This window comes from Mycolicibacterium arabiense, from assembly GCF_010731815.2.
Taxonomy (GTDB): Bacteria; Actinomycetota; Actinomycetes; order Mycobacteriales; family Mycobacteriaceae; genus Mycobacterium; species Mycobacterium arabiense.
The window spans coordinates 1199531-1223186 of sequence record NZ_AP022593.1 but is presented as its reverse complement, the minus strand read 5'-3'; the positions used below and the strand labels follow the sequence as shown (position 1 = coordinate 1223186).

The window sequence follows — 23656 nt, the reverse complement described above, 5'->3', positions numbered from 1 at the left end:
TCTCAGCCTTCGTGGTCAGCGGACTCTTCTGAGACAGGGGTCTCCGGGTCGCCGACGGTCGCGGCCGCCCGAAGCGCGTCGCTGAGGATCGGAACGGTCAACTCGCGCTGCCAGCGTCGTGCGCCGGCGTCGGCGAGGAACGCCTCGACCGCCGCGGGCACGTCGTCCGGGCTGGCCGGTGGCGTCCAGTCCCAGCACAGCCTGCGCACGGTGTCGGGGGTCAACAAATTCTCGGCGGGCACCGTGAGTCGTTGGGACAGGTCTGCCAGCGCGGCCTTGGCGGCATCGAGGCGCGCTGCTGCCTCCGGCTTGCGGCGGGCCCATCGCGACGCGGGCGGCGGTCCGGACTGCGGATCCGACGACGTCGGCATGTCCTCGGAACGGCGGGCGCGAGCCAACGCGTCCAGCCACACCTGAGCGCTGCGACGCTGCCGGTTACCGCCGAATATCGGTAGCGCCGTGAGCTTCTCGGCCGTGTCGGGGTCGGTGGTCGCGGCGTTGACGATCGCCGAGTCGGGCAGGATGCGACCGGGGGCGATGTCCCGGCGCTGGGCGATGTCGTCGCGCGTGGTCCACAGTTCGCGCACGGCGGCCAGTGCGCGCGGGTTGCGGATCTTGTGGATGCCCGACGTGCGGCGCCAGCGGTCGCGGCGCGTGGGCGGGGCCACGTAGGTCCGGAGGTGCTCGAACTCCTGGGCGGCCCAGTCGCTCTTGCCCTGCTCCTCGAGTACGGCCGCGACGGCGTCGCGCAACTCGAGCAGCACTTCGACGTCCAGTGCGGCGTAGTTCAGCCATTCGGCGGGCAGCGGTCGCTTGGACCAGTCGGCTGCGCCGTGGCCCTTCATCAGTTGCAGGCCGAGCAGGCGCTGCACCATGGCAGCGAGGTTTACCCGGTCGAATCCGGCGAGCCTGCCTGCCAATTCGGTGTCGTACAGGCTCGGCGGGACCATGCCGATCTCGGCGAGGCACGGCAGATCCTGGTCGGCGGCGTGCAACACCCACTCGTCGGTGGCGAGCACGCGGGCCACCGGCGCCATCGTCGCAATGGGATCGGCGCCGTGGTTGACGGGGTCGATCAGCACGGTGCCCGCGCCGCGGCGGCGGATCTGCACCAGGTAGGCCCGGTTCGAGTAGCGGAAGCCCGACGCCCGTTCGGCGTCGATCGCGAACGGTCCACTGCCGGATGCCAGGAACTCGGCGGCGTCGGCGATGTCGCTCGGATACATCGCCAGCGTCGGAACGCCGTCGGCGGGCGCCAGCAGGGGCGTGGCGTCGGGCTCGATTTCTTCGGGCGTGCCGGGGCCTGAGTCTTGCGGGGTGTCCGTCATGTCAGGCGCGGGTGCGGGAGTTCAGGTCCGTGACACCCGCCGGTGGTAGGCCCGCGGCGTGCTCGAGCACCTCGCAGAACGCTTGGACGTGGGGGCCCAGTTCGAGATTGGTCGCCGTCCACGACGCCCGGAGTTCGAGTTGGTGCGCCCGCGGGGGGCCGGAGATGTCGCCGTAGCGCACCGACGTCGTGGCCGTGACCGTGCCGCCGAGGGCGGTGACCGCGTCGCCGCTGACCTCCAGCGCGTCCACCAGCCAACTCCACGCGACCTCGGGCAGCAGTGGGTCGACCGCCTCCATCGAGTCGAGGTCGGCCTGGATGTAGGCGACCAGGCGCATGGTGCCGTCCCAGGCCTCTGCGCCTTCGGGGTCGTGCAGCAGGATGAGCCTGCCGAAGGCGTCGCCCTCGGACCGTTCGGGCACGATCGCCGTCTCGGGGTGCCGGACCTCGGCGCCGAGGGCGTAACTGAACGGCGCGAGGCGCTGCGGGGGACGGATCGGGCCGAGTTCGATCTCCGCCCGCACGGTAGCGGCGTTCATCGCCGCGACCGCTTCGCGGAATGGAGCCGGTTCGGCGGAGGTCACGGCGTTTGACGCTAGACCATTTGGGCAGGTGACGGCGCAGGCGCGCCGTAGTGGCCCGACATGGCAGCATGGACGGTGATGAATACCCGCCGTGACCTGCCCGAGTCCCCGTATCTGGCTGCGGCCGGCGGCCGCAAGCCCCACCGGGTTCCGGTGTGGTTCATGCGGCAGGCCGGGCGTTCGCTACCCGAGTACCGCCAACTGCGCGCCAAGAACACCATGATGCAGGCCTGCTTCGACGCCGAACTGATCTGCGAGATCACGTTGCAGCCGGTCCGCAGGCACGGTGTCGATGCGGCAATCCTGTTCTCCGACATCGTCGTTCCGCTGCGCGCCGCGGGGATCGGCCTCGACATCGTGCCCGACGTCGGACCGGTGATCGACCACCCGATCCGCACCGCCGACGACGTCGCCGCGGTGCGTCCGCTCGACGCCGCGGAGGTCGCTCCGGTTGCCGAGGCCGTCGGCATGCTCGTCGGCGCGCTGGGCGACGTGCCGCTGATCGGGTTCGCGGGCGCGCCATTCACGCTGGCGTCCTATCTCGTCGAGGGCGGGCCGAGCCGCAATCACGAGCGCACCAAGGCGATGATGCTGGGCGAGCCGCAGACGTGGCACGCGCTGATGAGCAAGCTCACCGACGTCACGATCGCGTTCCTGCGCACCCAGCTCGACGCAGGCGTCGACGCCATCCAGCTGTTCGATTCGTGGGCGGGTACGCTGTCGCTGGCCGACTACCGCCACTTCGTGCTGCCGCACAGCACGCGGGTGTTCGCCGAACTCGCCGAGCACCTGGGGAGCGACTCGGGTGTGCCGATGACGCACTTCGGCGTCGGCACCGCCGAGCTGCTGGGCGCGATGGGGGAGGCCGGTGCGACGGTCGTCGGCGTCGACTGGCGCACCACGCTCACCGACGCCGCGGCGCGCGTCGGCCCGGGCAAGGCGCTGCAGGGCAACCTCGATCCGGTGGTGCTGCTCGCAGGCTGGCCCGCGGTGGAACGGGCGGTGCGCGGGGTCGTGGAGGACGGCAGACGAGCCGTCGACGCAGGCGCCACCGGGCACGTGTTCAACCTCGGCCACGGCGTGTTGCCGCCGACCGATCCGGGCATCGTCACCGACACGGTGGCGCTGGTGCATTCGTTGTGAGTCCGGCCGTGCCGTCGTACTGCGTCGTCGGAGGCGGGATCTCCGGGCTGGTGGCGGCGTACCGGCTGCGCGTGACGGCGGGCCCGGACGCGTCGATCACGCTGTTCGACCCTGCCGACCGGCTCGGCGGGGTGCTGCGCACCGAGCGCATCGGCGGCCAGGCCGTCGACGTCGGTGCCGAGGCCTTCATCGCCCGCAGGCCGGAGGTGTCGGCGCTGCTGGCGGAGTTGGGTCTCGCGTCGCGACAGGTGGGCACCACCGGCGTTCGCCCGTTGATCTACGCCGGCGGCAGGCTGAACTCCATGCCGCAGGGCACGCTGCAGGGCATCCCCGCCGACGCCACGTCGATGGCCGGGCTGGTCGACGAGGCCACTCTGGCGTGGATCGCCGACGAACCGAGGCGGCCGCTGCCGTGGCGGCCCGGTGCGGATCCCTCGGTCGGCGCGCTGGTGGCCGACCGGTTCGGCCAGCAGGTCGTCGCGCGCTCGGTGGATCCGTTGCTCGGCGGGGTCTACTCCGGGTCGGCGGCCACGATCGGTCTGCGCTCGGCGGTGCCGCCGTTGGCTGCCGCGCTCGACCGGGGCGCGCCGAGCCTGTCCGAGGCGGTCCGCCGATCACTGCCCACACCGACGGGCGGCTCGGTGTTCGGCGCGATCGACGGCGGCTACCAGGTGCTGGTCGACGAGCTGGTGCGGCGGGCCGGGTTCCGGTGGGCGCACGTCGGCGTGCAACGAATCGAACGGTCGGGCGACGCGTGGAGCGTGCTCGACGACGACGGATCGCACTGCCACGCCGACGCCGTCGTGCTCGCGGTACCCGCGCCGAGGCTGCCGCGTCTGGTCGAGCAGGTGGCGCCCGCAACGGCGGCGGCGGCCAAACGCATCCGCGTCGCGTCCAACGCGCTGGTCGTCCTCGCACTGCCGGGCGGCACGCCGCTTCCCGAACAATCCGGGGTGCTGGTCGCCAGCGGGGAGCGGTTGCACGCCAAGGCCGTGACGCTGACGTCGCGCAAGTGGGGCAGGCGCGGCAACGCCGAACTACTGCGGCTGTCGTACGGGCGGTTCGGCGACGACCTGGCCCGCAACGCAGGCGACGAGGAGCTGCTGTCCTGGGCGGCGGACGACCTCGCCGACCTGTTCGGCATCCGGCAGGATCCCGTGGACTGCTTCGTGCAGCGCTGGATCGACGCGATGCCGCAGTACGGGCCGGGCCACGCCGACCTGATCGCCGAATTGCGGACGGGTCTGCCGCCGACGCTCGCGGTCGCGGGCGGCTATCTCGACGGCATCGGCGTACCGGCGTGTGTGGCGTCCGGCACCAGGGCGGCCGCGCGTTTGACGACGTCGCGCGTGGCACGATAGTCGTATGGCCAAGCTCGATTACGACGCGCTCAACTCGATGACCCGGTACATGATGCTCTCGGTCTTCGCGGTGCAGCCCGAAGCGCTGGGGGAGGAGCGGTCGTCGCTCGTCGACGAGACCGCGACGTTCCTCAAGCAGCAGGAAGAGGGTGGCGTCGTCGTCCGCGGCCTGTACGACGTCGCGGGCTTCCGCCCCGACGCCGACTTCATGATGTGGACGCACGCCGAGCGCGTCGAGGATCTGCAGGCGACCTACCGAGCGTTCCGCCGCACGACGCTGGGGCTGGCCAGCGACCCGGTGTGGAGCGTGGTGGCGCTGCACCGGCCCGCCGAGTTCAACAAGAGCCACGTTCCAGCGTTCATCGCAGGCGAGGATCCCGGCGACTACATCTGCGTGTACCCGTTCGTCCGCTCGCTGGAGTGGTACCTGCTGCCCGACGACGAGCGCCGCAAGATGCTCGTCGAGCACGGCATGGCCGGCCGCGAGTACCCCGACGTACGCGCCAACACGGTGCCTGCGTTCGCGCTTGGCGACTACGAGTGGATCCTCGCGTTCGAGGGCCCCGACCTCGGTCGCATCGTCGAGTTGATGTGGAAGCTGCGCTACACGGACGCCCGTCGTCACGTCCGCGAGGAAACGCCGTTCTTCACCGGGCCGCGGGTGTCCGCCGAAGACCTCATCGCGCGCCTGCCCTAGTCCCTTCTCCGCCGAACTGGAGAGTCACGTCGTCCAGAGCGCCCGCTCAGCGACGCTACGCTCCAGTTCGGCGCAGGCTCAGCCCTCGGCGGGGACCAGCTTCAGCGAGATCGAGTTGATGCAGTAGCGCTGATCGGTGGGCGTTGGGTAGCCCTCGCCCTCGAAGACGTGCCCCAGGTGGCTGTGGCAGTTGGCGCAGATCACCTCGACGCGGCGCATGCCCAGGGTGTCGTCTGGCTTGAGGATCACGGCATCGGAGTCAGCCGGATCGAAGAACGACGGCCAGCCGCAATGGGATTCGAACTTCTCGGTGCTTCGGAACAGTTCGGCGCCGCATGCGCGGCACTGGTACACGCCTTCGGTCTTGGTGTCGGTGTACTCGCCGGTGAACGGTCGCTCGGTGGCCGCCTCGCGCAGCACCGCGAACTCGGCAGGGTTCAGTTTCGTGCGCCACTCGTCGTCGGTGAGCTGCACTCGAGGAGTCGTCATGCTTCCACGCTAGCGACATCGAGCACGACTCGAAACAGTGCAGCCGCGGATCTCCTAGACCCGGACGGCGCGGTCGGCGTCGACGCGCTTCATCCACGGCCTGTCGATGCCATCGGCCAGGCGCCCGTCGGCCTTCGCGTCGAGGTACCGGAAGTACAGCGAGCAGAACACCACGATCAGCATCAGCGACCAGCCGTAGGTGATCTTCGAATACTCCAGGAACCGGCCCGTCGACGGCCAGTGCCCGAGCAGCCACCGGTCCATGGTCATGAACCCGTAGATCGCCAGCCACGCCGGCCAGCTGCGGATCGCGGAGTTCGGCAGCACCACCGTCATCAGGAACGGGAACAGCATCATCGAGTAGTAGCCCTGGCCGAGCGAGAGCACCAGGAATGACGTGATCAGCAGCACGCCGGAGGAGGTGAGCATCCAGAACAGCGGGTCGCGCTCGCGGTAGTAGCGGTAGAGCAGCCACAGGGTGGCCACGGCGAGCAGCCCGAATGCGATGCGCAACACCAGGATCAGCAGGTCGGGCAGCCCGTAGTAGATGCCGTTGCCCAGGATCGAGCTGTTGAAGTAGTCGCGGGTCGAGAAGATGTAGGGGACCGTGCGGGTGATGAAGTTCATCGGGTCGGACACCAGCGGCCAGGCAACCGCGTTGAACACCAGCGGCACGCCGAACGCAGGTACCAGGGCGCGCCACTGCCTGCTGAGCACCGGCAGCAGGAGCAGCGGTGCCAGCGACGGCTTGACCACGAGCGTCAAGCCGATCGCGGCACCGGCCAGCCACTCGTGGTTGCGCTTGCCGTCGAGCAGCCACAGGAAGAACAGCACCTCCGCCAGCAGCATGCAGCCGTTGATGTTGGTGAAGACGAGCGTGTTGGTCACCGACTCGGTGCAGAACATGGCGAGCACCAGGGCGGGCGCGGCCACCGAGGCCATCGTGAACTTGAACAGCCGCAGCAGGAAGTAGGCGGCCAGCAGGATGGCGACCGTGTTGAAGGTGATGAACCAGTAGCGCGACGCGTCGACGGGCAGGTACCCGAACGGAGCCAGGAGCAACGTGCCGCCGGGTGGGTACAGGTAGTGCGGGTCCACGTACTCGAAGTGCTCGTTGTAGATGTCCCAGCCCATCTTGAAGTTGACGACGGCCCGGTACACGGGCCCGAAGTCGTCGGTGATGTAGCCGTTGGTCGCCAGGACGTAGGTGCGGTGAATCACCGAGAGGATGGCCAGCGGCCACAGGACCGACCGCAACACCGTCGCGGCGGTCGGAGCGGATTCACTGGGCCGGAACGCACGCAACAAGGAGTCAGCTACCGCCACCAGCGCACCCTACAACGGGATTCGGGCCGCTCTTCGGAGGCCTCGGTCAGGCGGGGCAGTACGTGTCGGTCCCCGGCAGCTTGCCGCTGGCGAGGTACGACAGCACCGGCGCGAGCGCACAGGGCGAGTTCATCGACGCGCCGTGTCCGATGCCCTGCCAGATCACGCGCCGGTTGGGCGCACCGGCGTTGATCACGGTGGCCGCGACCGCGGCCACGCCCTCGTTGCCCACGATCGGGTCGTTCTGCACGCCGAGGAGCAGGACCGGGACGCCCAGCCCCTTCGGTTCCTGCGGCGGGGTGCCGCTGGGCCAGTTGAGGCAGTCGACGAGGTTGAGCGCGCCGACGCGACCGAACTGCGGGTAGAGCCGCGCCCACGCCACGACGAGTTCCCGCACCCGGTCGGGGGTCGGCCGGTTCAACGCGTCGCTGCACGAGTTGACGAACTGGCCGTCGGTGTTACGCAACGACTCCGCGTCTGACAGCAGCGCGGTGAGGCCGGCCGTATCGCCCGCCCGCGCGGCGGCGAGGGTGCCTGCGAGTGCGTTGGTCGTACCCACCCGGTCGCCGGTGGGGAACGCCAGCGCCGTGGTGATCGCGTCGGTGAGCGCGGACGCCGAGGCGCCCGCAGGCCCGCTGCCCTCGCGGGCCTCGGTCAGCATCGAGTCGATGGCGCCCTTGGGGTCGGGCCCGAGTGGGCACGCAGCGGCGGTGCACTGTGCGGCGAAGGCGTCGAGCGCGGCCTGCTGGCCCTGGATCTTCTGTTCGGCCGCGGCCTCGGCGCCGATCCCCAGCGGCAGCGGCGAGTCGAGGATGAGCCGCGACACCTTGTTGGGATGTGAGCCCGCGTAGGCCAGCGCGATCTGGGCGCCGTTTCCGATGCCGAGCAGTGCCAGCGAGGGCACGTCCCAGGTGCTGCGCAGGCGCTCGATGTCCTCCGCGGCGTGGGAGTTGTCGTAGGCGGAGTCGCCGGGCGCGATCGTGTCGGTGCAGCTCGTCGTGGCGGTCTGCACGATGGCGCCGAGGTTGGCGACGGGATCGTTGCCGCCCTCGAACTGCGCCTGGTCGATCATCTCCTGGCGGTCGTAGAGGTCACGGCAGTCGAGTTCGCCCGACGTGCCGAGGCCGCGCCGGTCGACCGCGACGATCGGGTTGGTCTTGAGCACGTCGGTCCCGTTGCGCGACAGCCAGATCGGCAGCCCCACCGAGGACGCCACGTCGGTGCCGGTGGTCATCACCAGCGGACCTGCGTCCGACGGGGTGACGACGGACTTGGCCTGCACCACGCCGATGCTCACCGTGCCGGTGGCGCCGTTGATGGAGTCGAGGTCGGCGTCGTACTCGGCGCACTCGAGGCTGACGCCTGCCGGCGCAGGGACCTCGGCCGCACCGAACAGTCTGCTGGTGCAGTCCCGCCACGACAGCTCGTTCTTGGGCGCCTCGACGGGCGGCGGGCCGGTCGGCGCCTGGGTCGACTGCGGCTCGCCCTGGGGGCGGGCGCCCGAATCTGTGGCGTAGCGGGGATTGGCGGCGAGGATCGGCGCGCAGCCGGCCAACACGGCCGACGTGACGGTCGCGAGGCACATGGCCCGGAACAGCTGACGACGCCGACGCATGCTGACCACAGTAGCGATCGCCGGTGTCACTCCCGTCCGCCCGATCACGCGTCGGTCAGTCGGCCTTGACGTAGCGGGAGTACAGGTAGCCCTCGGCATCGGTGAGCAGGTGGCTGCGACGCATGCGGGTGTGGGCCTCGCCGGAACCGGTGGCGATGCGGCGCGCGTTGCCGCCGACCAGAATCGGCGCGATCGTCACGCACAGCTCGTCGAGCAGGTCGAGTTCGATGAACAGGCTCAGCAGCGACGGCCCGCCCTCGGTGAGCACCCGGCGCAACCCACGGCTTGCAAGGATCTCCAGCGCGCGGGCAGGGTCGACGCGGTCGCCATGGGTGCCGGAGGCGTCCACCACGTCCGCGGCGTCGCCGAACCGGTGTGCTGCCTCGGCGACGGTCTCGGTGCAGGTCAGGATCAGCGGCGGCACCTCGGAGCGGGTGAAGAGCTTGGCGTCGTGTTCGAGGTCGGCGTGGTGGGTGACCACGGCGATCGGCGGCACCTCGCTCTGGCCGCGCGACTGACGCTCCTGGCGGGCCAGGGCCGACATCTGCGCGCCCGAGTAGTTCTCGATGCGCACGGTCGACGCTCCGACGAGGATGACGTCGGCCTCGCGGCGCATGCGGTTGAAGATGGCGCGGTCGCCGGACCCCGCCAGGCCGCCCGAGGTGCCGTCGTCGGTGGCGGCGCCGTCGAGGCTGGCCAGCATGTTGGCGCGGACGTAGCAGCGCTCGAGGCCGTCCGGGTACGCGTAGAACGCCGCGAGGCGCTCGTCGTCGTCGGTGTCGAACGAGGCGCCCACGGGCCCCAGCTCTGTGAGCTCTGTCGCAGCGTCGGCCTCGGACACGGGGACAATTGCAACACGTCGATAGGGTGCCTGCATGCACGGGCCTTCACCTCACGACGACACGGCGCCCTCTGGGGCCGTGGCCCACCTGACCGATCGCCATCCGAGCGTCACCCCGGAACGGCTGATCGCCGGGCTGGTGCCGCCGCCGACGTTCGCCGACGTCTCGTTCGACACCTACCGGCCCGACCCGGGGGAGCCGTCGCAGGCCGCCGCGGTGCAGTCGTGCATCGAGTTCTGCGACGCCGCGGTGGCGCGCCGGGCGGGCAAGAAGAAGCTCTTCGGCAAGCGCGAGGTGCTGCCGGGGGTCGGGGTGTACCTCGACGGTGGCTTCGGCGTGGGCAAGACCCACCTGCTCGCGTCGACCTACTACCGGCTCGCCGCAGCCCAGGACGCCCCGGCCGCGTTCGCGACGTTCGGCGAATTGACCCAGCTGGCAGGTGTTTTCGGCTTCGTCGAGTGCATCGAGCTGCTCTCGGGCTACGTCGTGGTGTGCATCGACGAGTTCGAACTCGACGACCCGGGGAACACGACGCTGATCTCGCGGCTGCTGTCCGCTCTGGTGGAGCGGGGCGTGTCGATCGCGGCGACGTCCAACACGTTGCCGGAGCAGTTGGGCGAGGGCCGGTTCGCTGCGCAAGACTTCCTGCGGGAGATCAACACGCTGGCGAAGATGTTCACCACGGTGCGCATCGAGGGTCCCGACTACCGCCACCGCGACCTGCCGCCCGCCCCGCAGCCGCCGTCCGACGACGAGGTCCGGACCCGCGCGGCCGGCGTGGAGGGTGCGACGCTCGACGACTTCGATGCGCTGTGCACCCACCTCGCCACGATGCATCCGTCCCGGTACCTCGCGCTGATCGAGGGGGTGACCGAGGTGTTCGTCACCGGGGTGCACCCGATCGACGATCAGAGCGTCGCGCTGCGCCTGGTGTCGCTGACCGACCGTCTCTACGACGCGGGCATTCCCGTGGTGGCGTCCGGGGCGAAGCTCGACACGGTGTTCAGCGAGGAGATGCTGGCGGGCGGGTTCCGCAAGAAGTACCTGCGTGCCACGTCGCGGCTGTTGGCGTTGACGCACGCGGGCCAGGAATGAGCGCTCAGAGCCTGAGCGTCATCACGTAGTCGTTCTCGATGCCCTCGCCCAAGCGGAACGTCTTGGTTCCGGTGATCAGGAAGCCGTGCTTGGAGTAGAACTTCTGCGCGCGCCGGTTCTCCTGGTTCACGCCGAGCCACACGGACGCCGAGCCCATGTTGCGGGCGCGGTCGATCGCCGCGGTCATGAGGGCGCGCGCGACGCCACCGCCGTGCGCGTCGGGCGAGACGTACATCTTCGACAGTTCGACGGCGGGGCGCGCGGTCACGGCACGCTGGACGTCGGCATCGTCGACGACGCCGCGAATCAGCATGGCGTACCCGCTGACTCGGCCCTCCTCGCGGGCGACGAGGACGGACCGGTCTGGATCGGCGAGGTAGTCGGCGAAGCGCTCGGCGCCAAGGTGTGCGGCGACGAAGGAGGCGATGTTCTCCGCGGTGGCCGACGGCGGGCACGCCAGCGGGAAGGTGCGGGCGGCGACGTCGGCGAGGTCGTCCAGGTCGTCGACGGTGGCGGTGGTCACCTCGGTGGTGACGGGGGTCAAGGAAGTGGTGCCTGCGGCAGGGGGGCAGGTGCGCCCGGCTGCCAGATGTTCCACTGGGCCAGGTGTGCGCCGGTCTTGGGGTCGAGTAGCACCACGTTCGTGACGAGGTCGCGGTAGACCTGCCAGTACACCGCGCCGTTGACCGTGGAGCCCGCGGGCGCGTTCAGCAGTGCGTACTGCAGGGCGTCGGGGGCGTCGGTGTTCTTGGGCGCGTAGGCATCTCCGTACGGGGTGACGCCGTTGAACGCGAAGGCCAGCGATTGTACGAAGGGGCTGGGCGTCTGGATCGTGTGGACGGTGACGCCGGCGCGCCAGGGGCCGCCTTCGTTGCGCCAGCGCGGTGAACCGGTCGGGATGTACCCGGGCGGGGGAGGCGTGGGGAGGACGTCGTGCACGGTGACGTCGGCGACGATCCCCTTGTACTCGACGCGCAGGGTTTCACCGAGATTGCCGATCGGCGTGATCTCGGCGACCGCGGGCGGGGCCGCGACGATGCCGATGCTCGCCAGCATCGTGACCACCACGGCCAACCACCGTCTGCGGGTCCGTTCGGCCGTGCGGATCCCAGTGCTCATCGCCCCACCACTCCCGTCGTTTGCTGCTTCGCATGATGGCACACCGCGGGAGCGGCGACGGCGGGTTCGGTCGGTCAGGACGCCCAGGGGCCCATGCCGGCGACCTTGTCGATGCGAATGCGGGTCAGCAGTCCGGCGGGGGCGTTGGGCGGCGGGAAGTGCTCACTGGACCCGAGAAGCACCTCGGCCAGCTCGGTGAGCAATTCCGGCGCGCCGCCCTCGACGATGCGCGCGGTGCCGTGGATGGTCAGGTACTTGCGCTGCTGACCGGGTTCGGCAGGGGCGACGATGGTCAGCGCGACCCGCGGGTCACGGCGGACGTTGCGGGTCTTCTGGTATTCGGACAGATGCGCGCTGACGAGTTCGTCGCCGCTGGGAGTGGACTGCAGAGCCACCCATACCAGGGACACCTGGGGACTGCCGTCGGGATTGATGGTGACCAGCGTGGCGTCCGCGCCGTCACCGATGAGCGCGCGTGCCGAGTCGACGAGTTTCATGCGTCTATCTACCCCGGTCGTGCGGCGTTGTATTCCCGTGTCACTGGGTGGCGTCGCCGGTGAACTGTCGGAGCAGTTCGGCGAGGCCGGTCTCGAAGCGCGCCCTGTCGACACCGACGGCGTGCAGAGGGCCCTCGGCGTTCTCGGCCTCCAACAGGGCGAGGACGAGGTGCTCGGTGCCGATGTAGTTGTGTCCCAGGCGAAGTGCCTCACGGAACGTCAGCTCGAGGACCTTCTTCGCGGGCCCGTTGAACGGGATCAGCTCGTGCCGCTCGCCCGTCGCGGGCGGCAGCTCGATGGCGGACCGGATCCGCTCGGCGTCGATGCCCTGGCTGGCGAGTAGTCGCAGCGCCAGGGACTCCTCGTCGCCCAGGAGGCCGAGGATCAGGTGGCCCGGGGTGATCTCGAGGTTCTCGGCGTCGCGGGCGGCGTTCTGTGCCTCGACGACGGCGTTGCGGGCACGCGGGGTGAACCGTGCGAAGCCCTCGTTGGGGTCGATGGGCGTGGTGTCGGCCTTGGGCACGAAGCGCTTCTGTGCGGCCTGCTTGGTGACGCCCATGCACTTGCCGATGTCGGTCCAGGAGGCGCCGGAGCGGCGTGCCTGGTCGACGAAGTGGCCGATGAGGTGATCGGCCACCTCGCCGAGTGCTTCGGCGGCGAGAACGGCGTCGGTCAATTGCTCGAGGGGTTCGTCGTGGACTCCCTTGATGACGTTGATCAGGTCGTCGAGACGGACGGGGTGGGTGATGTCGGGTTGGTCGGGCATGCGTCAACGGTAGGTTGACGATCGGCTTCCGTCAACCGTGAGTTGACGAACGATTCGCCGAAATGACATTCCCTGTCGTCAACTCGGCGGCTTGACGACCGTTTCTGCCGCCTCGGCAACCGCCCGGGGCGCTCAGGTCAGCCGCGGGGATACCCGCGCCGGACGGTGCGATCGAGGATCCCCAGCGTGCCGCGCAGTGCGGTCTCGGAGATGACGGGAAAGATGCCGGCATCGCGCCAGTGCTGGTCGATGCCACTCCAGTCGTAGAACGACGTGACGAGGCTGCTGTCCGCGTTCTCCGGGTCGGGTTCGATCCGGTAGCCGTAGACGTGACCGATCTGCGGCTTGATCTGACCGACGATGGTCCACGCGATGAGTTCGTCCTTGGCGTAGTCGGTGATGTGAACCGTCACGTCGTACTTGCCAAGCGGGAAGTCGTTGAGCGCCTCGCGATCCATGTGCACGACGAAGCTGTCACCGGCGGCGGTCACCGGGTCGCCGTCGGCGTCTTGCAGCATCCCGGTGGCGTCGATGGCGACGTGCCCCTGCGGGTCGCACAGCAGCGCGAAGACGTCGGCGGGCGGGGCGGCGATCGGGCGTTGGACTTCGATGCGGTCGGTCATCGCCCGATCGTGTCAGTAACCGGCCGGTGTCGAGCGGGATCGGCGGTGACGAGATGGTGAATGTCGCCCGCGGGGTCAGACGCCCAGCAGGCTCGAGTCGCGCAGTTCGACCTTGGCGGCGCGCTCGACGAACAGCGGCACGAACTCCCGCAGCGGACGGCCGTCGAAGCGTGCGTGCACGGTCTTGACGACGTCCGCGATGCGCGCCTGCGGAACATCGGGGTAGGCAGCGGCGAGCCTGGTGATGACCTGCTGAATCTGATGCTGTTCGCTGTCCCGTGACACGGAAAGAGCGTGGCAGTCCGTCATCCGCTGGTCAATCCGTGGTCACGTGACGTTCATCGCACGGGACGCACGCCGCAGCCCGCCGATGAAGATGACGCGCATTTGACCAGCCGGTTAATTTCCGGTCCTCGGTCAGCGCGCGGGCCCCGATGGTCGTAACTTGGCATGGTGTTGGCACCAGAATCTCCCGTAGTGGGCGTCTTCCGTGACTCGTTGCACCGCGCGTTGGCCCAAGGCGTACGCCCGCCGCACGCCCAGGGGTTGGGTGACCAGACGTACTCGGCCATCGAGGCCATCGCGCTCGAGCATCCTGACGCCACCGCCGACCACATCGCCGACGCCTTCGATGCGTTCGGGCGCGAACACCCCGACGCGGGCTAGGGTCCTTCGCGACCGTGGGCGCGGCATCCGCCGCGACACGTCGGCGTGCCTGCATGCTTGGTGGGTGTCGAAGCGCGCCGAGTACATGCACGCCCTCTACGAGGGCTCGTTGGCCGAGCCCGGTGACCGCAACCCCTACAACGGCCAATCGCTGGTCTTGGCGAAACTGTGGATGCGCGGGTATCGCCGCATGCTGCACGTCCGGATCGAGACGGGGCCGGCAATGCAGCGATATCGCGGAGTAGACGACTGGACGGCGTCGCCGCCCGAGTGGGGCCCAGGAGGGCGCGAACTTCGGTAAAGCTGGTGCGCGATACTGGGATTGAACCAGTGACCTCTTCCGTGTCAGGGAAGCGCTCTCCCGCTGAGCTAATCGCGCCGGGGGTCATTCGTCGGAGGTGGAGACGGGAATCGAACCCGTGTGCACGGCTTTGCAGGCCGTTGCCTCACCACTCGGCCACTCCACCGCTGGGCTTGATACCACTTCGTACTCCGAGCGGACGACGGGATTCGAACCCGCGACCCCAACCTTGGCAAGGTTGTGCGCTACCAACTGCGCCACGTCCGCACGCTACGTCCGACTCCGTCGCACGTTGCGAAGGACGACAATAGTCGACGCGATCGAGCGGGCACAAATCCCCTCGTCGAATGACAGTCGCGGCCGGTCAGGACGTCACCCGACTCCGTCGGGGCTGCATGTCGGCCGGGTTCGACCCCCCCTGTGAGCGGGCTCACCAAGATCACGTGTTCGGTCTGGTGGGCCGATGCCGTCATACCAACGACTCCTCGAAACCGAGAAGCCCCGCACGCCGAACCGCGGCGTGTGCGACGAGTAGGAGGGACACCACCGTCATGGCGGATTTCGCAGACAAGGCCCAAGAGGTCGCAGGACGCGCCAAGCGCACCGCCGGGGACCTCACGGGCAACGACGACCTGAAGGCGGAAGGCGCCGCCGATCAGGCGCAGGCAAAGGTCGCCCAAGGCATCGACGCAGCAGCCGACAAGGCCGCCGAGGTCAAGGAGGCGGTCAGCGAGGCCGGCGACGTTGCGCAGGACAAGATTTCGCACCTGGCGCACGACACCGCCGATGCCGCCCGGCAACTGCACCTCGACGATGCCGCATCGGTGGCACGCGACAACCGCGTGATCATCGCAGCGATCGTCGCAGCCGCAGTCGCCGTGGTGCTCCTGACGCGCCGCGCGCTCACCCGCTGACGAACTTCCTCCGAAACTCGTTCGGAGGTAGAGGAAAACACGACGAAGGGAATCTCATGGGAATCGTTGACAAGGCCAAGAACGCTGCCGAGGACGCCATCGGAAAGGCCAAGGAGGTCGTCGGCGACGTCACCAACAACGACGAGCTGGCCGCCGAGGGCAAGAAGGATCAGGGTGTGTCCGGCGTGAAGAAGGTCGGCGAGAACATCAAGGACACCTTCAACAAGTAGGCGTCCACCGCGGACCGTGCCGCCTCCGCGCGGAAGCGGCACGGTCCGCACCACCGGCGTCGAGAAAATGACTGCGCCGCAACCACTCCGGCAGGACGCCATTCGGGTCCATGTCACTCCAAACCGAAGGAGAGCGAAGAACGATGACCACCCAGACCACCGCCACAGCACCCGGCAAGAGCGTTGCCGCAGCCGCTGAATCAGCCCTCGTCAGCTCGCAGGGCAAGACCACGATCGCCGACACGGTGGTCTCGAAGGTTGCAGGCATCGCCGCCCGCGAGGTGAGCGGCGTCCACGATCTCGGCGGCGGTGCGTCGCGCGTCGTCGGCGCACTGCGCGAGCGCATTCCGGGTTCGGGAACCAACCTGTCCCAGGGCGTCTCCGTCGAGGTGGGGGAGAAGCAGGCCGCCGTCGACATCGACGTGGTGGCCGAGTACGGCGTGTCCATCGCGGACCTCGCTGCAGGCCTGCGCCGCAACGTGATCGGGGCGATTCAGCGCATGACCGGCCTCGAGGTCACGGAAGTGAACGTGACCGTCCACGACGTCCACCTGCCCAGCGACGACGATGGCGACGACATCGAGTCGGTCAGCCGGGTGAAGTGACGATCACCCGCCGGTGACCGCGCGGTGGGGCCGCAGCCCCCGATCGGGGCGGCGGCCCACCGCGCAGGGCGCGTCGGCCCGATCGCGAGATCCAGATTCCCGCGCCGGTCGGCTGCCGTGTTAACCTTTCTCGTCCATCCGATCACGGTCGATGGCGTCCCCGGTCTCGTAGCTCAGGGGGAGAGCGTCCGCCTCACACGCGGAAGGTCACTGGTTCGATCCCAGTCGGGACCACCACGAACCCGCAGGTCACAGCGGGTTCACTGGCAACTGGCCGCCGATGCGTCCGGCCTTTCGGTTCATCCAGCCGACTCACGACGAGGCCCTCCGCAGCGGCGACGTGGGGGACAGCCGAGCGCCCGCCACCAGGCCTGCCAGGGCGGCCGGTATGGAGGGCTTTGGCCCCCAGCGCAGCGCAGCGACGGCCCAACCGACGGGTGAATTCAGCTGCGCGTCGGAGACCTGACCCGGTATCGCAGTCCGTGACTGCGAAGCGGCTTCCGCGAAGTGGTCGACGATGGCGGGAATGAAGGCTGCCAAGTCCTGCGGTCCGCGGCTGGTGAGCAGGTTTCCATCCTTGACGACCTCTTGATCGAGCCAGATGGCGCCCGCGTTCACCAGGTCGTCGCGGATACCCGGCCAGGACGTCAGCGTCCGCCCCTGGAGCAGGCCCGCCGACGCGAGTACCCAAGGGCCGTGGCACAGCGTGACGATCGGCTTTCCAGCGTCTGCGAATTCCCGGACGAAGTGCCGCGCCTGCGCAGATTGCCGCAAGAGATCGGGATTGATGAACCCGCCCGGAAGCAACAGGCCGTCGTAGTCGGCAGGGTCGGCCTCCGTCGTCGTCTTGTCCACGCGGACGCGGGTGGCCGGCATGTGCAGGTTCGCCCCGCGGATGCGTCCGTGTCGCAGGGATATGACATCCACCTTCGCGCCTGCCAGCTGCAGGGCGCGCATCGGAATCGTCAGCTCCACCTTCTCGAAGCCGTCGGTCGCGAGTACCGCGATCCGGCGGCCCTGCAGTCGTCGCATGTTGGGCATCAGGGTCCTCCGATCTCCATCGATGCCAGCTCACGTGGCAACGCTCTCGACGGTCGCAAGTCCTCGACCAGTCGATGGATGGTCCGTATCGGAAACACTGTGCCCACGGTGACGGAAGTCGGCCTCGTCCCGCCAGTAGGAAACTCCACCCGTGAATATGTGCTCGAAGCACGAGGCACCGCGCCGACCGAATCGAAGTACGAATCGAGCTGTTTGCACTGAGAGGTCAACTGGCCGGGTGCTTTTCTGCCACCGGGGGTCCGTTTCCTGCCTGACGCTCAGGGAACCAAATGGACCCATCCATCAGACAGGAGGCGTTATGAAGGCGATGACGTACCGCGGCCCCTACAAGGTCCGCATCGAGGAGAAGGAGATCCCGGCGATCGAGCATCCCAATGATGCGATCGTGCGGGTGAAGTTGGCGGCGATCTGTGGGTCCGATCTGCACCTCTACCACGGCTTGATGCCGGACACCCGGGTCGGCCACACGTTCGGCCACGAGTTCATCGGAGTCGTGGAGAAGGTCGGTTCGTCGGTCCAAAACGTGCAGCCGGGTGATCGGGTCATGGTGCCGTTCAACATCTACTGCGGCTCCTGCTACTTCTGCGCTCGCGGCTTGTACTCGAACTGCCACAACGTGAATCCCAACGCCACCGCGGTCGGCGGAATCTACGGCTACTCCCATACGTGTGGTGGTTACGACGGCGCGCAGGCCGAGTTCGTGCGGGTGCCCTTCGCCGACGTCGGTCCGTCGGTGATACCCGACTGGATGGAGGACGAGGACGCGTTGCTGTGCACTGATGCGCTGGCGACCGGCTACTTCGGCGCACAGCTGGGTGACATCGTCGAGGGTGACACCGTCGTCGTGTTCGGGGCCGGGCCGGTCGGCCTGTATGCGGCCAAGAGTGCGTGGTTGATGGGTGCCGGGCGTGTGATCGTCGTCGACCACCTGGACTACCGGTTGGAGAAAGCCCGCACTTTCGCGAACGCGGAAGTCGTGAACTTCGGTGAGTTCGACGACATCGTGGTGGAGATGAAGAAGACCACCGATTTCCTCGGTGCCGACGTGGCGGTCGATGCGGTCGGTGCAGAAGCGGACGGCAACCTGCTCCAACACATGTCCACGGCGAAGTTCAAGTTGCAGGGGGGATCTCCGATCGCGCTCAACTGGGCCATCGATTCAGTGCGGAAGGGCGGGACCGTCTCCGTGGTCGGCGCTTACGGACCGATGTTCAGTGCGGTGAAATTCGGTGATGCCATGAACAAGGGCCTCACGATCCACATGAACCAGTGCCCGGTCAAGCGGCAGTGGCCGCGACTCTGGTCGCACATTCAGAACGGCTACCTCAAGCCCAACGACATTGTGACTCACCGCATTCCGCTCGAACACATCGCCGAGGGCTACCACATCTTCTCCTCGAAGTTGGACGACATAATCAAGCCCGTCGTTCTCGTCGACCAGAACTGAACTCAAGGGAAATGCCATGACTCAAACTCCAGAACGCGTGCCCGCCTACACGGCAGACCATCCGCCCGTACCGGACACCAACGAATTGCGGGCACGTATCCCCGGCTGGGGCGCCGACCTGAATGAAAAGGACCGACCGTCGGTCCCCAAGCTGCAGTTCCTCGACACCGGCGCCCACTGGGACTTCCCCGAGCGGCAACCGGAGAAGTGGCCGCGTGAGCGGTCCGTCGAGCATCGATTCCTCACCCCGGTGTTCGGCACTGCGCAGCCACCCAGCGGGCTCTCAGGCGTGATGCGCAAGTTCGCCTACAAGTTCAGCGAGGGCCGCGCCGCGCACTGGATGATCCTGCTCTACGCGGACCGGGTGGACGCCGCTGAGCACCACCTGCGGTCGCTACTCAGCCTGCACCCCGACAATCCGATCACCGAAACCGGTGTGAAGGCGGAATTCAGCCATGGCGGGATCAAGTCCCGCCTGGGCCGCAAGCGGGTCGACGTGAAGCACCTTTGGGTCGACCCGGTCATCGTTGCGGGTCCGTGGATTCTCGCGATCTTAGCCGTGACACGGTTGATGCGAAGGAAGTAAGAACACGCATCACGCCGTAACCGCCGCGGGAACGGCCTGGGCTGGCCGCGTAGCATCGCGGCCAGCCCAAGGTCGTTTCAGCGCCTTTTCACCGCGCGACGAGACGGCCAACGCCGCCGGGCCCCGCTGGCTCATCTGACGGCACCAGTCCTGCCGGTCATCTTCGTCCCGTCGGACCGGTGCCCTTCGCGTGAATTCTCCCGATGATGAACTGATGAAACAGAATTCGTTGAAGGTGGGGCTATTGGCGCCGCCCTGGGCGGCGATTCCTCCGCCAAGCTACGGGGGCACCGAGGCGGTGGTTTGTCAGCTGGCGCAGGGCTTGGTCGCCGCCGGACACGAGGTGGTTCTCTACGCCACCGGCGACAGCACGGTACCGGTGCCGCTCGTGTCTGCCGTGGCCAGCGCGGAATGGGACCGGATCGGGAACGGAGAAGTGGAGTTGCCCTATGTCATGGCTGGCTACGAAGCGCTCGCCGGCTGCGACATCATTCACGACCACACCTTGCTTGGACCGGCCTGGGCATTGGCGACTGGCTATGACCGAGTGGTCACCACATGTCACGGTCCGTTCAGTGGTGAACTGCGCGCGATCTACGGCCGCTACGGTAAAAGACTTCCCGTCGTTGCCATTTCGCACGATCAAGCCTCTCGTGCACCGGAGATCGCCGTCGACCGGGTGATTCACCACGGATTGGACCTCGACGAATACCCGCAGGGCGAAGGTGATGGCGACTACCTGCTATTCCTGGGCCGAATGACTCCGGACAAGGGTGTGCGAGAAGCAATCTTGGCTGCACGCGCTGCGGGCGAAACGCTGATCATTGCCGCCAAGAACCGGGAACCCGCGGAGAAGCGTTACTTCGCGGATCAAATTCAGCCGCTTCTCGCTGACGATGTCGAGGTCGTCGGTGAAGTAGCCGGTGAAGCAAAACTGAACTTACTCGGTGCTGCGAAAGCTCTACTCAACCCAATCCAATGGGCAGAACCGTTCGGGCTGGTGATGATCGAAGCCATGGCATGTGGCACGCCGGTAATCGCCTGTCCCATCGGCGCCACCCGAGAAATCGTGGACTCGGGCCATACCGGTTTCCTCTGCGCTGACACCGCAGAACTCGCAGCGGCAATCCACAGGGTCGACCGGTTGGACCGTGGCCTATGTCGAGCGACCGTCACCGAACGCTTTTCCACCGGTCGGATGATCGACGACCATCTCACCCTCTACCAGGAGATGGTCGCTCGATGACCATCGACGGCGAAGAAGGAGCCGCGGGTGCATGGGCCTCCGGGTCCGGCCCGCCTGTTGCAGGAGACGGTGTCGACGTCACGCTTCTCGAAGGCTCGGTATTTTGCGTGTCGTCGAGATCCGGTGACATGCAACGCGACCGGCCCCACGGTCTGTTCGTCTCCGACACCCGGATTCTGTCCTGCTGGCGGCTGACCGTCGATGGGGCGCAGATGCAGAGCCTGTCCACTGTCGACGAAGCCGCCGAACCATACCGGGCCACGTTCGTCGGTCGTACGCCTCCACGCCAATGGCTGGCGGACAGCACGATGCTGGTGCTCCGCGACAGGCTGGTCGGCGATGGCATGCGCGAAGAGATAACCTTGCGCAACCTCGGAGCGGAGCCAGTCGGGGTCACGTTGTCCTTGATCGTCGACACGGATTTCGCGGACCTCTTCGCCGTCAAGGAGGGAAGGGTTCGGCCACCGCACGGAATGGCAATCGACATCGGAACGTCGTCGATGACCTTCACGCTCGCGGGCCCTGACATCACGCACACCGCTCAGATAACGGGCTCGGGCGAACCCATCGTGACCCCGGGTCGGTTCACGTTCCGGGTCGTAGTGCCGCAACGATCGCAGTGGTCGACCTGCATCGAGGTGGAAGCCTTGACCGGGTGTGGGCGAACGGAACTCCGACACCGCTGTGGCGAACCGGTTGCTTGCAGCGCACCCGCGCAGCGACTTCAGGCGTGGCGCCTGTCGAATCCGCGAGTGGTGACCGGAGATCCGGCGCTGGATCGGTCGATCGAGGTAGGGACCCGCGACCTGGGTTCACTGCAGATCGAGGACCCGAGGCAACCGGGCAATCCGATTCTCGCAGCCGGGGCGCCGTGGTTCATGGCCCTGTTCGGACGAGACTCCCTCTTGACCGCATGGATGGGCTTGGGACTGGATCCCCGCTTGGCGCTCAACACGCTGCGCACCCTCGCCCGGTTGCAGGGGACTCGCACCGATCCCCTCACGGAGGAAGAACCAGGTCGCATCCTGCACGAGGTTCGTCTCGGTACCGCAGCGGCGTTGGCCCTTGGAGGCGGCACTACGTACTACGGAACCGCAGACGCCACACCGCTCTTCGTCATGTTGCTCGCTGAACTCGACAGGTGGGGAGCCCTTCCCGACGCTGACCGGCCGTCGTTGCTGGCGGCAGCTGACAAAGCCTTGACGTGGATTCGCGAGTACGGCGACGCCGACGGCGACGGCTTCGTGGAATACCAACGACATACCGATCGGGGGTTGGTCAACCAGGGCTGGAAGGACTCGTTCGACGGCGTCAACCACGCCGACGGACACCTGGCTGCACCTCCCATCGCTCTGTGCGAGGTACAGGGCTATGTCTACGCCGCCTTTCTGGGACGTGCGTTCCTGGCGGAGACCGACGGTGACACGGCCTGCGCAGATCAGTGGCGAAGTCGCGCGGCGCGGCTGAAAGCGGCGTTCAACCGAGCTTTCTGGATGCCCGAGCGACGAGCGTTCGCCACGGCGCTGGACGGAGCGAAACGCCAAGTCGACGCGGTCACGTCGAACATGGGTCACTGTCTGTGGGCTGGCATCGTCGACGACGACAAGGCCGCCGCCGTGGCCGCGCATCTCGCCGGGACTTCGATGAACTCCGGGTTCGGATTGCGAACTCTGGCCGCCGACATGGGCGCCTACAACCCCATGAGTTATCACAACGGCTCCGTGTGGCCACACGACACGGCGATTGCCATTGCCGGACTGGCGAACTACGGATTCGTCAACGAGACCCGACTGCTCGCACTCGACCTGATCGATGCGTCCGAGTACTTTGGCGGCCGACTCCCCGAATTGTTCTGCGGGTTCTCCAGAGCGGACTTCTCACGCCCCGTGCCGTACCCGACGTCCTGTTCGCCACAGGCCTGGGCCGCTGCGTCGTCACGTCTGGTGTTGCGTAGCCTGTTGCGCTTCAACCCGGACGTTCCGCACGGTCAGGTTCATCTGAGCCCGATGGTGCCCGATCGGTTGCTACCGATCTGCATGGAGAACGTGCCGCTGGCCGGAACCCGGATGAGTGTCACGGTCGAAGCGAACGGAACGGTCGACGTGCGTGGACTTCCCGAGGGGGTTCGGCTGGTGACACCACGGACTTCGCCCCCAACCCGACGGCACTCAAGCTCGTGAGCGAGGCGAGGGCCACTGAGAAGTGGGCAGTAAAGCCTTGCCCGCTGGGTTCACGAGCTTTGCGGCAAGGTCCCGAACCGGCGTGTTCGTATTTTGCGAGAGTGCGGTCAGCATTGCGAACGCTTGGTGGGCGTCGACGCCGAACCGTTCCATGACCACGCCCTTTGCTTGCCCTATGACATCGCGGCTGGCCAAGGCGGTCTGGAATTCGCGTTCCTGCCTTTGATTGAGGAGCGCGATGGAGGCGTGATCGGCCAGTACCGCGCCGATGGTCTCTGATTCGGGTCCGAAGGCTGCGGTTTGGAAACCGAACAGGCTCAACGTTGCGCCGCCGTTTTCGGGGGTGTCGATCGGACAGGACATCACGCTGCGCACCCCAGCGGTCATGGCAATGGGCGAGAACTCGGGCCAGCGGGCGTCGGTGCGCAGATCGTCGCAGCGAATGGCCTTCCGCGTGCTGATCGCCTCGAGGCACGGACCCCGACGGGCCACTTGCTGCGGGGTGTCGAGCGATACGGCGAGTTCCGAAGTTGCTGCGGTGGAACGCAGAACCCCGTTGTCGATGACCGACAGCTTGGCGCAGTCCGCTCCCCGAATCAACGCCAACGATGCGGCAGTGAGGTTGTGGAGCACGTCTTCGATCGCGTTCCCCCGGGCCAAGGTGCCGGTCACTTCTGAGATCGTCGGCCGGCCCGTCCTGCGGTGGCAGTCGTGGCGTCTGTCCTCGGATTCACGGTGACGCCGTCCAACGCCCGCCCGTTCACCTGTTGCGACGATGGCTTCGTCCACTTGCTTCCCCCGTGGATTCTTCGTAGGTGTGGGTGTTCGCGTGACGACTATGCCAAGCGAGTGGGCGTAGAGCGTCGACCCAGCAGATCAACAAATCGCGAATGGGCTTGGCCTCTCGGCGTCAGTCGTGGCGCTCGGGCGGGGCG

27 protein-coding genes and 4 tRNA genes are annotated in these 23656 nt (G+C 67.7%); 14 read left to right on the top strand and 17 right to left on the bottom strand.

Features of this window, described 5'->3' with window-relative positions; translation table 11 throughout:
* Positions 1-2: 2 nt before the first annotated feature.
* Together G6N61_RS07510 and G6N61_RS07505 are read right to left on the bottom strand one after the other, a co-directional pair.
* A complete protein-coding gene (locus G6N61_RS07510) occupies positions 3-1328 on the bottom strand; it encodes an HRDC domain-containing protein (protein WP_163917961.1) in 1326 nt (441 codons plus the stop codon).
* Position 1329: 1 nt separating this feature from the next.
* Positions 1330-1911: a DUF3000 domain-containing protein gene (locus tag G6N61_RS07505; RefSeq protein WP_163917960.1), complete on the bottom strand. Its 582-nt coding sequence runs from the start codon at positions 1909-1911 to the stop codon at positions 1330-1332.
* Between the two features lie 78 nt (positions 1912-1989).
* On the opposite strand from G6N61_RS07505, the gene hemE reads away from it, so the two are divergent.
* From hemE to hemQ, 3 genes are read left to right on the top strand one after another with little or no spacing between them, the layout of a single operon-like run.
* A complete protein-coding gene (gene hemE, locus G6N61_RS07500; RefSeq protein ID WP_163924656.1) occupies positions 1990-3054 on the top strand; it encodes a uroporphyrinogen decarboxylase in 1065 nt (354 codons plus the stop codon).
* Complete coding sequence (locus tag G6N61_RS07495; RefSeq protein ID WP_235887443.1) at positions 3051-4415, top strand: protoporphyrinogen oxidase; 1365 nt, start codon at positions 3051-3053, stop codon at positions 4413-4415. Before hemE ends, G6N61_RS07495 begins: the two co-directional genes overlap by 4 nt.
* Positions 4416-4419: 4 nt before the next feature.
* Positions 4420-5112: a hydrogen peroxide-dependent heme synthase gene (hemQ, locus tag G6N61_RS07490; RefSeq protein ID WP_163917959.1), complete on the top strand. Its 693-nt coding sequence runs from the start codon at positions 4420-4422 to the stop codon at positions 5110-5112.
* Positions 5113-5190: 78 nt separating this feature from the next.
* On the opposite strand, the gene msrB is transcribed toward hemQ, so the two are convergent.
* The 4 genes from msrB to G6N61_RS07470 are packed head-to-tail and all read right to left on the bottom strand — an operon-like array spanning position 5191 to position 9383.
* Positions 5191-5601 carry a peptide-methionine (R)-S-oxide reductase MsrB gene (gene msrB, locus G6N61_RS07485; protein ID WP_163917958.1) on the bottom strand — a complete coding sequence of 137 codons (411 nt, stop codon included), beginning with the start codon at positions 5599-5601 and terminating at the stop codon, positions 5191-5193.
* Between the two features lie 54 nt (positions 5602-5655).
* On the bottom strand, positions 5656-6930 hold the full coding sequence (gene aftC, locus G6N61_RS07480; RefSeq protein ID WP_407666474.1) for an arabinofuranan 3-O-arabinosyltransferase: 1275 nt from the start codon (positions 6928-6930) through the stop codon (positions 5656-5658).
* A gap of 43 nt (positions 6931-6973) precedes the next feature.
* Positions 6974-8542: an alpha/beta hydrolase gene (locus G6N61_RS07475; protein WP_163917956.1), complete on the bottom strand. Its 1569-nt coding sequence runs from the start codon at positions 8540-8542 to the stop codon at positions 6974-6976.
* Positions 8543-8597: 55 nt separating this feature from the next.
* Positions 8598-9383, bottom strand: coding sequence for a pyrimidine reductase family protein (locus tag G6N61_RS07470; protein ID WP_235887442.1), 786 nt, complete (start codon positions 9381-9383; stop codon positions 8598-8600).
* A gap of 34 nt (positions 9384-9417) precedes the next feature.
* Here G6N61_RS07470 and zapE point away from each other — a divergent pair, with 34 nt between their 5' ends.
* Positions 9418-10479 (top strand): cell division protein ZapE, encoded by a 1062-nt coding sequence (gene zapE, locus G6N61_RS07465; protein ID WP_163917954.1) that lies wholly within the window; start codon positions 9418-9420, stop codon positions 10477-10479.
* 4 nt (positions 10480-10483) lie between these two features.
* On the opposite strand, the gene G6N61_RS07460 is transcribed toward zapE, so the two are convergent.
* The 6 genes from G6N61_RS07460 to G6N61_RS07435 form a co-directional block, all read right to left on the bottom strand.
* The gene (locus G6N61_RS07460; RefSeq protein ID WP_163917953.1) at positions 10484-11023 is read right to left on the bottom strand and encodes a GNAT family N-acetyltransferase; all 540 of its coding nucleotides are present in this window, start codon (positions 11021-11023) and stop codon (positions 10484-10486) included.
* Entirely contained in the window at positions 11020-11598 is a 579-nt protein-coding gene (locus G6N61_RS07455; protein WP_163917952.1) for a hypothetical protein, read from the bottom strand. The genes G6N61_RS07460 and G6N61_RS07455 overlap by 4 nt, the downstream gene beginning before the upstream one ends.
* A gap of 74 nt (positions 11599-11672) precedes the next feature.
* Positions 11673-12095, bottom strand: coding sequence for a PPOX class F420-dependent oxidoreductase (locus tag G6N61_RS07450; protein WP_163917951.1), 423 nt, complete (start codon positions 12093-12095; stop codon positions 11673-11675).
* Positions 12096-12135: 40 nt separating this feature from the next.
* Complete coding sequence (locus tag G6N61_RS07445) at positions 12136-12861, bottom strand: Clp protease N-terminal domain-containing protein (RefSeq protein WP_163917950.1); 726 nt, start codon at positions 12859-12861, stop codon at positions 12136-12138.
* A gap of 137 nt (positions 12862-12998) precedes the next feature.
* Entirely contained in the window at positions 12999-13484 is a 486-nt protein-coding gene (locus tag G6N61_RS07440) for an SRPBCC family protein (protein ID WP_163917949.1), read from the bottom strand.
* Between the two features lie 75 nt (positions 13485-13559).
* Complete coding sequence (locus tag G6N61_RS07435) at positions 13560-13769, bottom strand: three-helix bundle dimerization domain-containing protein (protein WP_235887441.1); 210 nt, start codon at positions 13767-13769, stop codon at positions 13560-13562.
* Between the two features lie 192 nt (positions 13770-13961).
* Between G6N61_RS07435 and G6N61_RS07430 the strand changes: the two genes are divergently transcribed.
* Positions 13962-14150, top strand: coding sequence for a hypothetical protein (locus tag G6N61_RS07430; protein ID WP_163917947.1), 189 nt, complete (start codon positions 13962-13964; stop codon positions 14148-14150).
* A 64-nt stretch (positions 14151-14214) separates the two neighbouring features.
* Positions 14215-14451: a ribosome modulation factor gene (locus G6N61_RS07425; protein WP_235887440.1), complete on the top strand. Its 237-nt coding sequence runs from the start codon at positions 14215-14217 to the stop codon at positions 14449-14451.
* Between the two features lie 3 nt (positions 14452-14454).
* On the opposite strand, the gene G6N61_RS07420 is transcribed toward G6N61_RS07425, so the two are convergent.
* From G6N61_RS07420 to G6N61_RS07410, 3 genes are all read right to left on the bottom strand, one after another.
* Positions 14455-14529: transfer RNA gene (locus tag G6N61_RS07420), tRNA-Val, on the bottom strand.
* Positions 14530-14546: 17 nt separating this feature from the next.
* Positions 14547-14617 (bottom strand) — tRNA-Cys (locus tag G6N61_RS07415).
* 28 nt (positions 14618-14645) lie between these two features.
* Positions 14646-14718 (bottom strand) — tRNA-Gly (locus tag G6N61_RS07410).
* 284 nt (positions 14719-15002) lie between these two features.
* On the opposite strand from G6N61_RS07410, the gene G6N61_RS30775 reads away from it, so the two are divergent.
* From G6N61_RS30775 to G6N61_RS07390, 4 genes are all read left to right on the top strand, one after another.
* The gene (locus G6N61_RS30775) at positions 15003-15365 is read left to right on the top strand and encodes a CsbD family protein (RefSeq protein ID WP_235887439.1); all 363 of its coding nucleotides are present in this window, start codon (positions 15003-15005) and stop codon (positions 15363-15365) included.
* A 56-nt stretch (positions 15366-15421) separates the two neighbouring features.
* Positions 15422-15595 carry a CsbD family protein gene (locus tag G6N61_RS07400; RefSeq protein ID WP_163917946.1) on the top strand — a complete coding sequence of 58 codons (174 nt, stop codon included), beginning with the start codon at positions 15422-15424 and terminating at the stop codon, positions 15593-15595.
* Between the two features lie 143 nt (positions 15596-15738).
* Entirely contained in the window at positions 15739-16200 is a 462-nt protein-coding gene (locus G6N61_RS07395) for an Asp23/Gls24 family envelope stress response protein (protein WP_163917945.1), read from the top strand.
* A 162-nt stretch (positions 16201-16362) separates the two neighbouring features.
* Positions 16363-16437: transfer RNA gene (locus tag G6N61_RS07390), tRNA-Val, on the top strand.
* A 75-nt stretch (positions 16438-16512) separates the two neighbouring features.
* Here G6N61_RS07390 and G6N61_RS07385 read toward each other — a convergent pair.
* Entirely contained in the window at positions 16513-17241 is a 729-nt protein-coding gene (locus tag G6N61_RS07385) for a type 1 glutamine amidotransferase domain-containing protein (RefSeq protein ID WP_163917944.1), read from the bottom strand.
* 319 nt (positions 17242-17560) lie between these two features.
* On the opposite strand from G6N61_RS07385, the gene G6N61_RS07380 reads away from it, so the two are divergent.
* The 4 genes from G6N61_RS07380 to G6N61_RS07365 all read left to right on the top strand — a co-directional run bounded on the left by G6N61_RS07380 (position 17561) and on the right by G6N61_RS07365 (position 22721).
* Entirely contained in the window at positions 17561-18709 is a 1149-nt protein-coding gene (locus G6N61_RS07380) for a zinc-dependent alcohol dehydrogenase (RefSeq protein WP_163917943.1), read from the top strand.
* A gap of 16 nt (positions 18710-18725) precedes the next feature.
* On the top strand, positions 18726-19295 hold the full coding sequence (locus tag G6N61_RS07375; protein ID WP_163917942.1) for a hypothetical protein: 570 nt from the start codon (positions 18726-18728) through the stop codon (positions 19293-19295).
* 190 nt (positions 19296-19485) lie between these two features.
* Entirely contained in the window at positions 19486-20541 is a 1056-nt protein-coding gene (locus tag G6N61_RS07370; protein ID WP_198339329.1) for a glycosyltransferase family 4 protein, read from the top strand.
* Positions 20538-22721 carry an amylo-alpha-1,6-glucosidase gene (locus G6N61_RS07365; RefSeq protein WP_163917941.1) on the top strand — a complete coding sequence of 728 codons (2184 nt, stop codon included), beginning with the start codon at positions 20538-20540 and terminating at the stop codon, positions 22719-22721. The genes G6N61_RS07370 and G6N61_RS07365 overlap by 4 nt, the downstream gene beginning before the upstream one ends.
* On the opposite strand, the gene G6N61_RS07360 is transcribed toward G6N61_RS07365, so the two are convergent.
* Positions 22710-23393, bottom strand: coding sequence for a GAF and ANTAR domain-containing protein (locus tag G6N61_RS07360; protein WP_163917940.1), 684 nt, complete (start codon positions 23391-23393; stop codon positions 22710-22712). The two genes, G6N61_RS07365 and G6N61_RS07360, sit on opposite strands and share 12 nt — an antisense overlap.
* Between the last annotated feature and the right edge of the window lie 263 nt (positions 23394-23656).

What these genes read in the sequence shown, in the direction of transcription:
- G6N61_RS07510 (WP_163917961.1), bottom strand. Translation starts at nt 1,328, where the DNA reads ATGACGGACACCCCGCAAGACTCAGGCCCCGGCACGCCCGAAGAAATC.
- G6N61_RS07475 (WP_163917956.1), bottom strand. Translation starts at nt 8,542, where the DNA reads ATGCGTCGGCGTCGTCAGCTGTTCCGGGCCATGTGCCTCGCGACCGTC.
- hemQ (WP_163917959.1), top strand. Translation starts at nt 4,420, where the DNA reads ATGGCCAAGCTCGATTACGACGCGCTCAACTCGATGACCCGGTACATG.
- G6N61_RS07395 (WP_163917945.1), top strand. Translation starts at nt 15,739, where the DNA reads ATGACCACCCAGACCACCGCCACAGCACCCGGCAAGAGCGTTGCCGCA.
- G6N61_RS30775 (WP_235887439.1), top strand. Translation starts at nt 15,003, where the DNA reads ATGGCGGATTTCGCAGACAAGGCCCAAGAGGTCGCAGGACGCGCCAAG.
- G6N61_RS07375 (WP_163917942.1), top strand. Translation starts at nt 18,726, where the DNA reads ATGACTCAAACTCCAGAACGCGTGCCCGCCTACACGGCAGACCATCCG.
- G6N61_RS07455 (WP_163917952.1), bottom strand. Translation starts at nt 11,598, where the DNA reads ATGAGCACTGGGATCCGCACGGCCGAACGGACCCGCAGACGGTGGTTG.
- G6N61_RS07380 (WP_163917943.1), top strand. Translation starts at nt 17,561, where the DNA reads ATGAAGGCGATGACGTACCGCGGCCCCTACAAGGTCCGCATCGAGGAG.
- G6N61_RS07440 (WP_163917949.1), bottom strand. Translation starts at nt 13,484, where the DNA reads ATGACCGACCGCATCGAAGTCCAACGCCCGATCGCCGCCCCGCCCGCC.
- hemE (WP_163924656.1), top strand. Translation starts at nt 1,990, where the DNA reads ATGAATACCCGCCGTGACCTGCCCGAGTCCCCGTATCTGGCTGCGGCC.
- G6N61_RS07450 (WP_163917951.1), bottom strand. Translation starts at nt 12,095, where the DNA reads ATGAAACTCGTCGACTCGGCACGCGCGCTCATCGGTGACGGCGCGGAC.
- zapE (WP_163917954.1), top strand. Translation starts at nt 9,418, where the DNA reads ATGCACGGGCCTTCACCTCACGACGACACGGCGCCCTCTGGGGCCGTG.
- msrB (WP_163917958.1), bottom strand. Translation starts at nt 5,601, where the DNA reads ATGACGACTCCTCGAGTGCAGCTCACCGACGACGAGTGGCGCACGAAA.
- G6N61_RS07365 (WP_163917941.1), top strand. Translation starts at nt 20,538, where the DNA reads ATGACCATCGACGGCGAAGAAGGAGCCGCGGGTGCATGGGCCTCCGGG.
- G6N61_RS07445 (WP_163917950.1), bottom strand. Translation starts at nt 12,861, where the DNA reads ATGCCCGACCAACCCGACATCACCCACCCCGTCCGTCTCGACGACCTG.
- G6N61_RS07385 (WP_163917944.1), bottom strand. Translation starts at nt 17,241, where the DNA reads ATGCCCAACATGCGACGACTGCAGGGCCGCCGGATCGCGGTACTCGCG.
- G6N61_RS07400 (WP_163917946.1), top strand. Translation starts at nt 15,422, where the DNA reads ATGGGAATCGTTGACAAGGCCAAGAACGCTGCCGAGGACGCCATCGGA.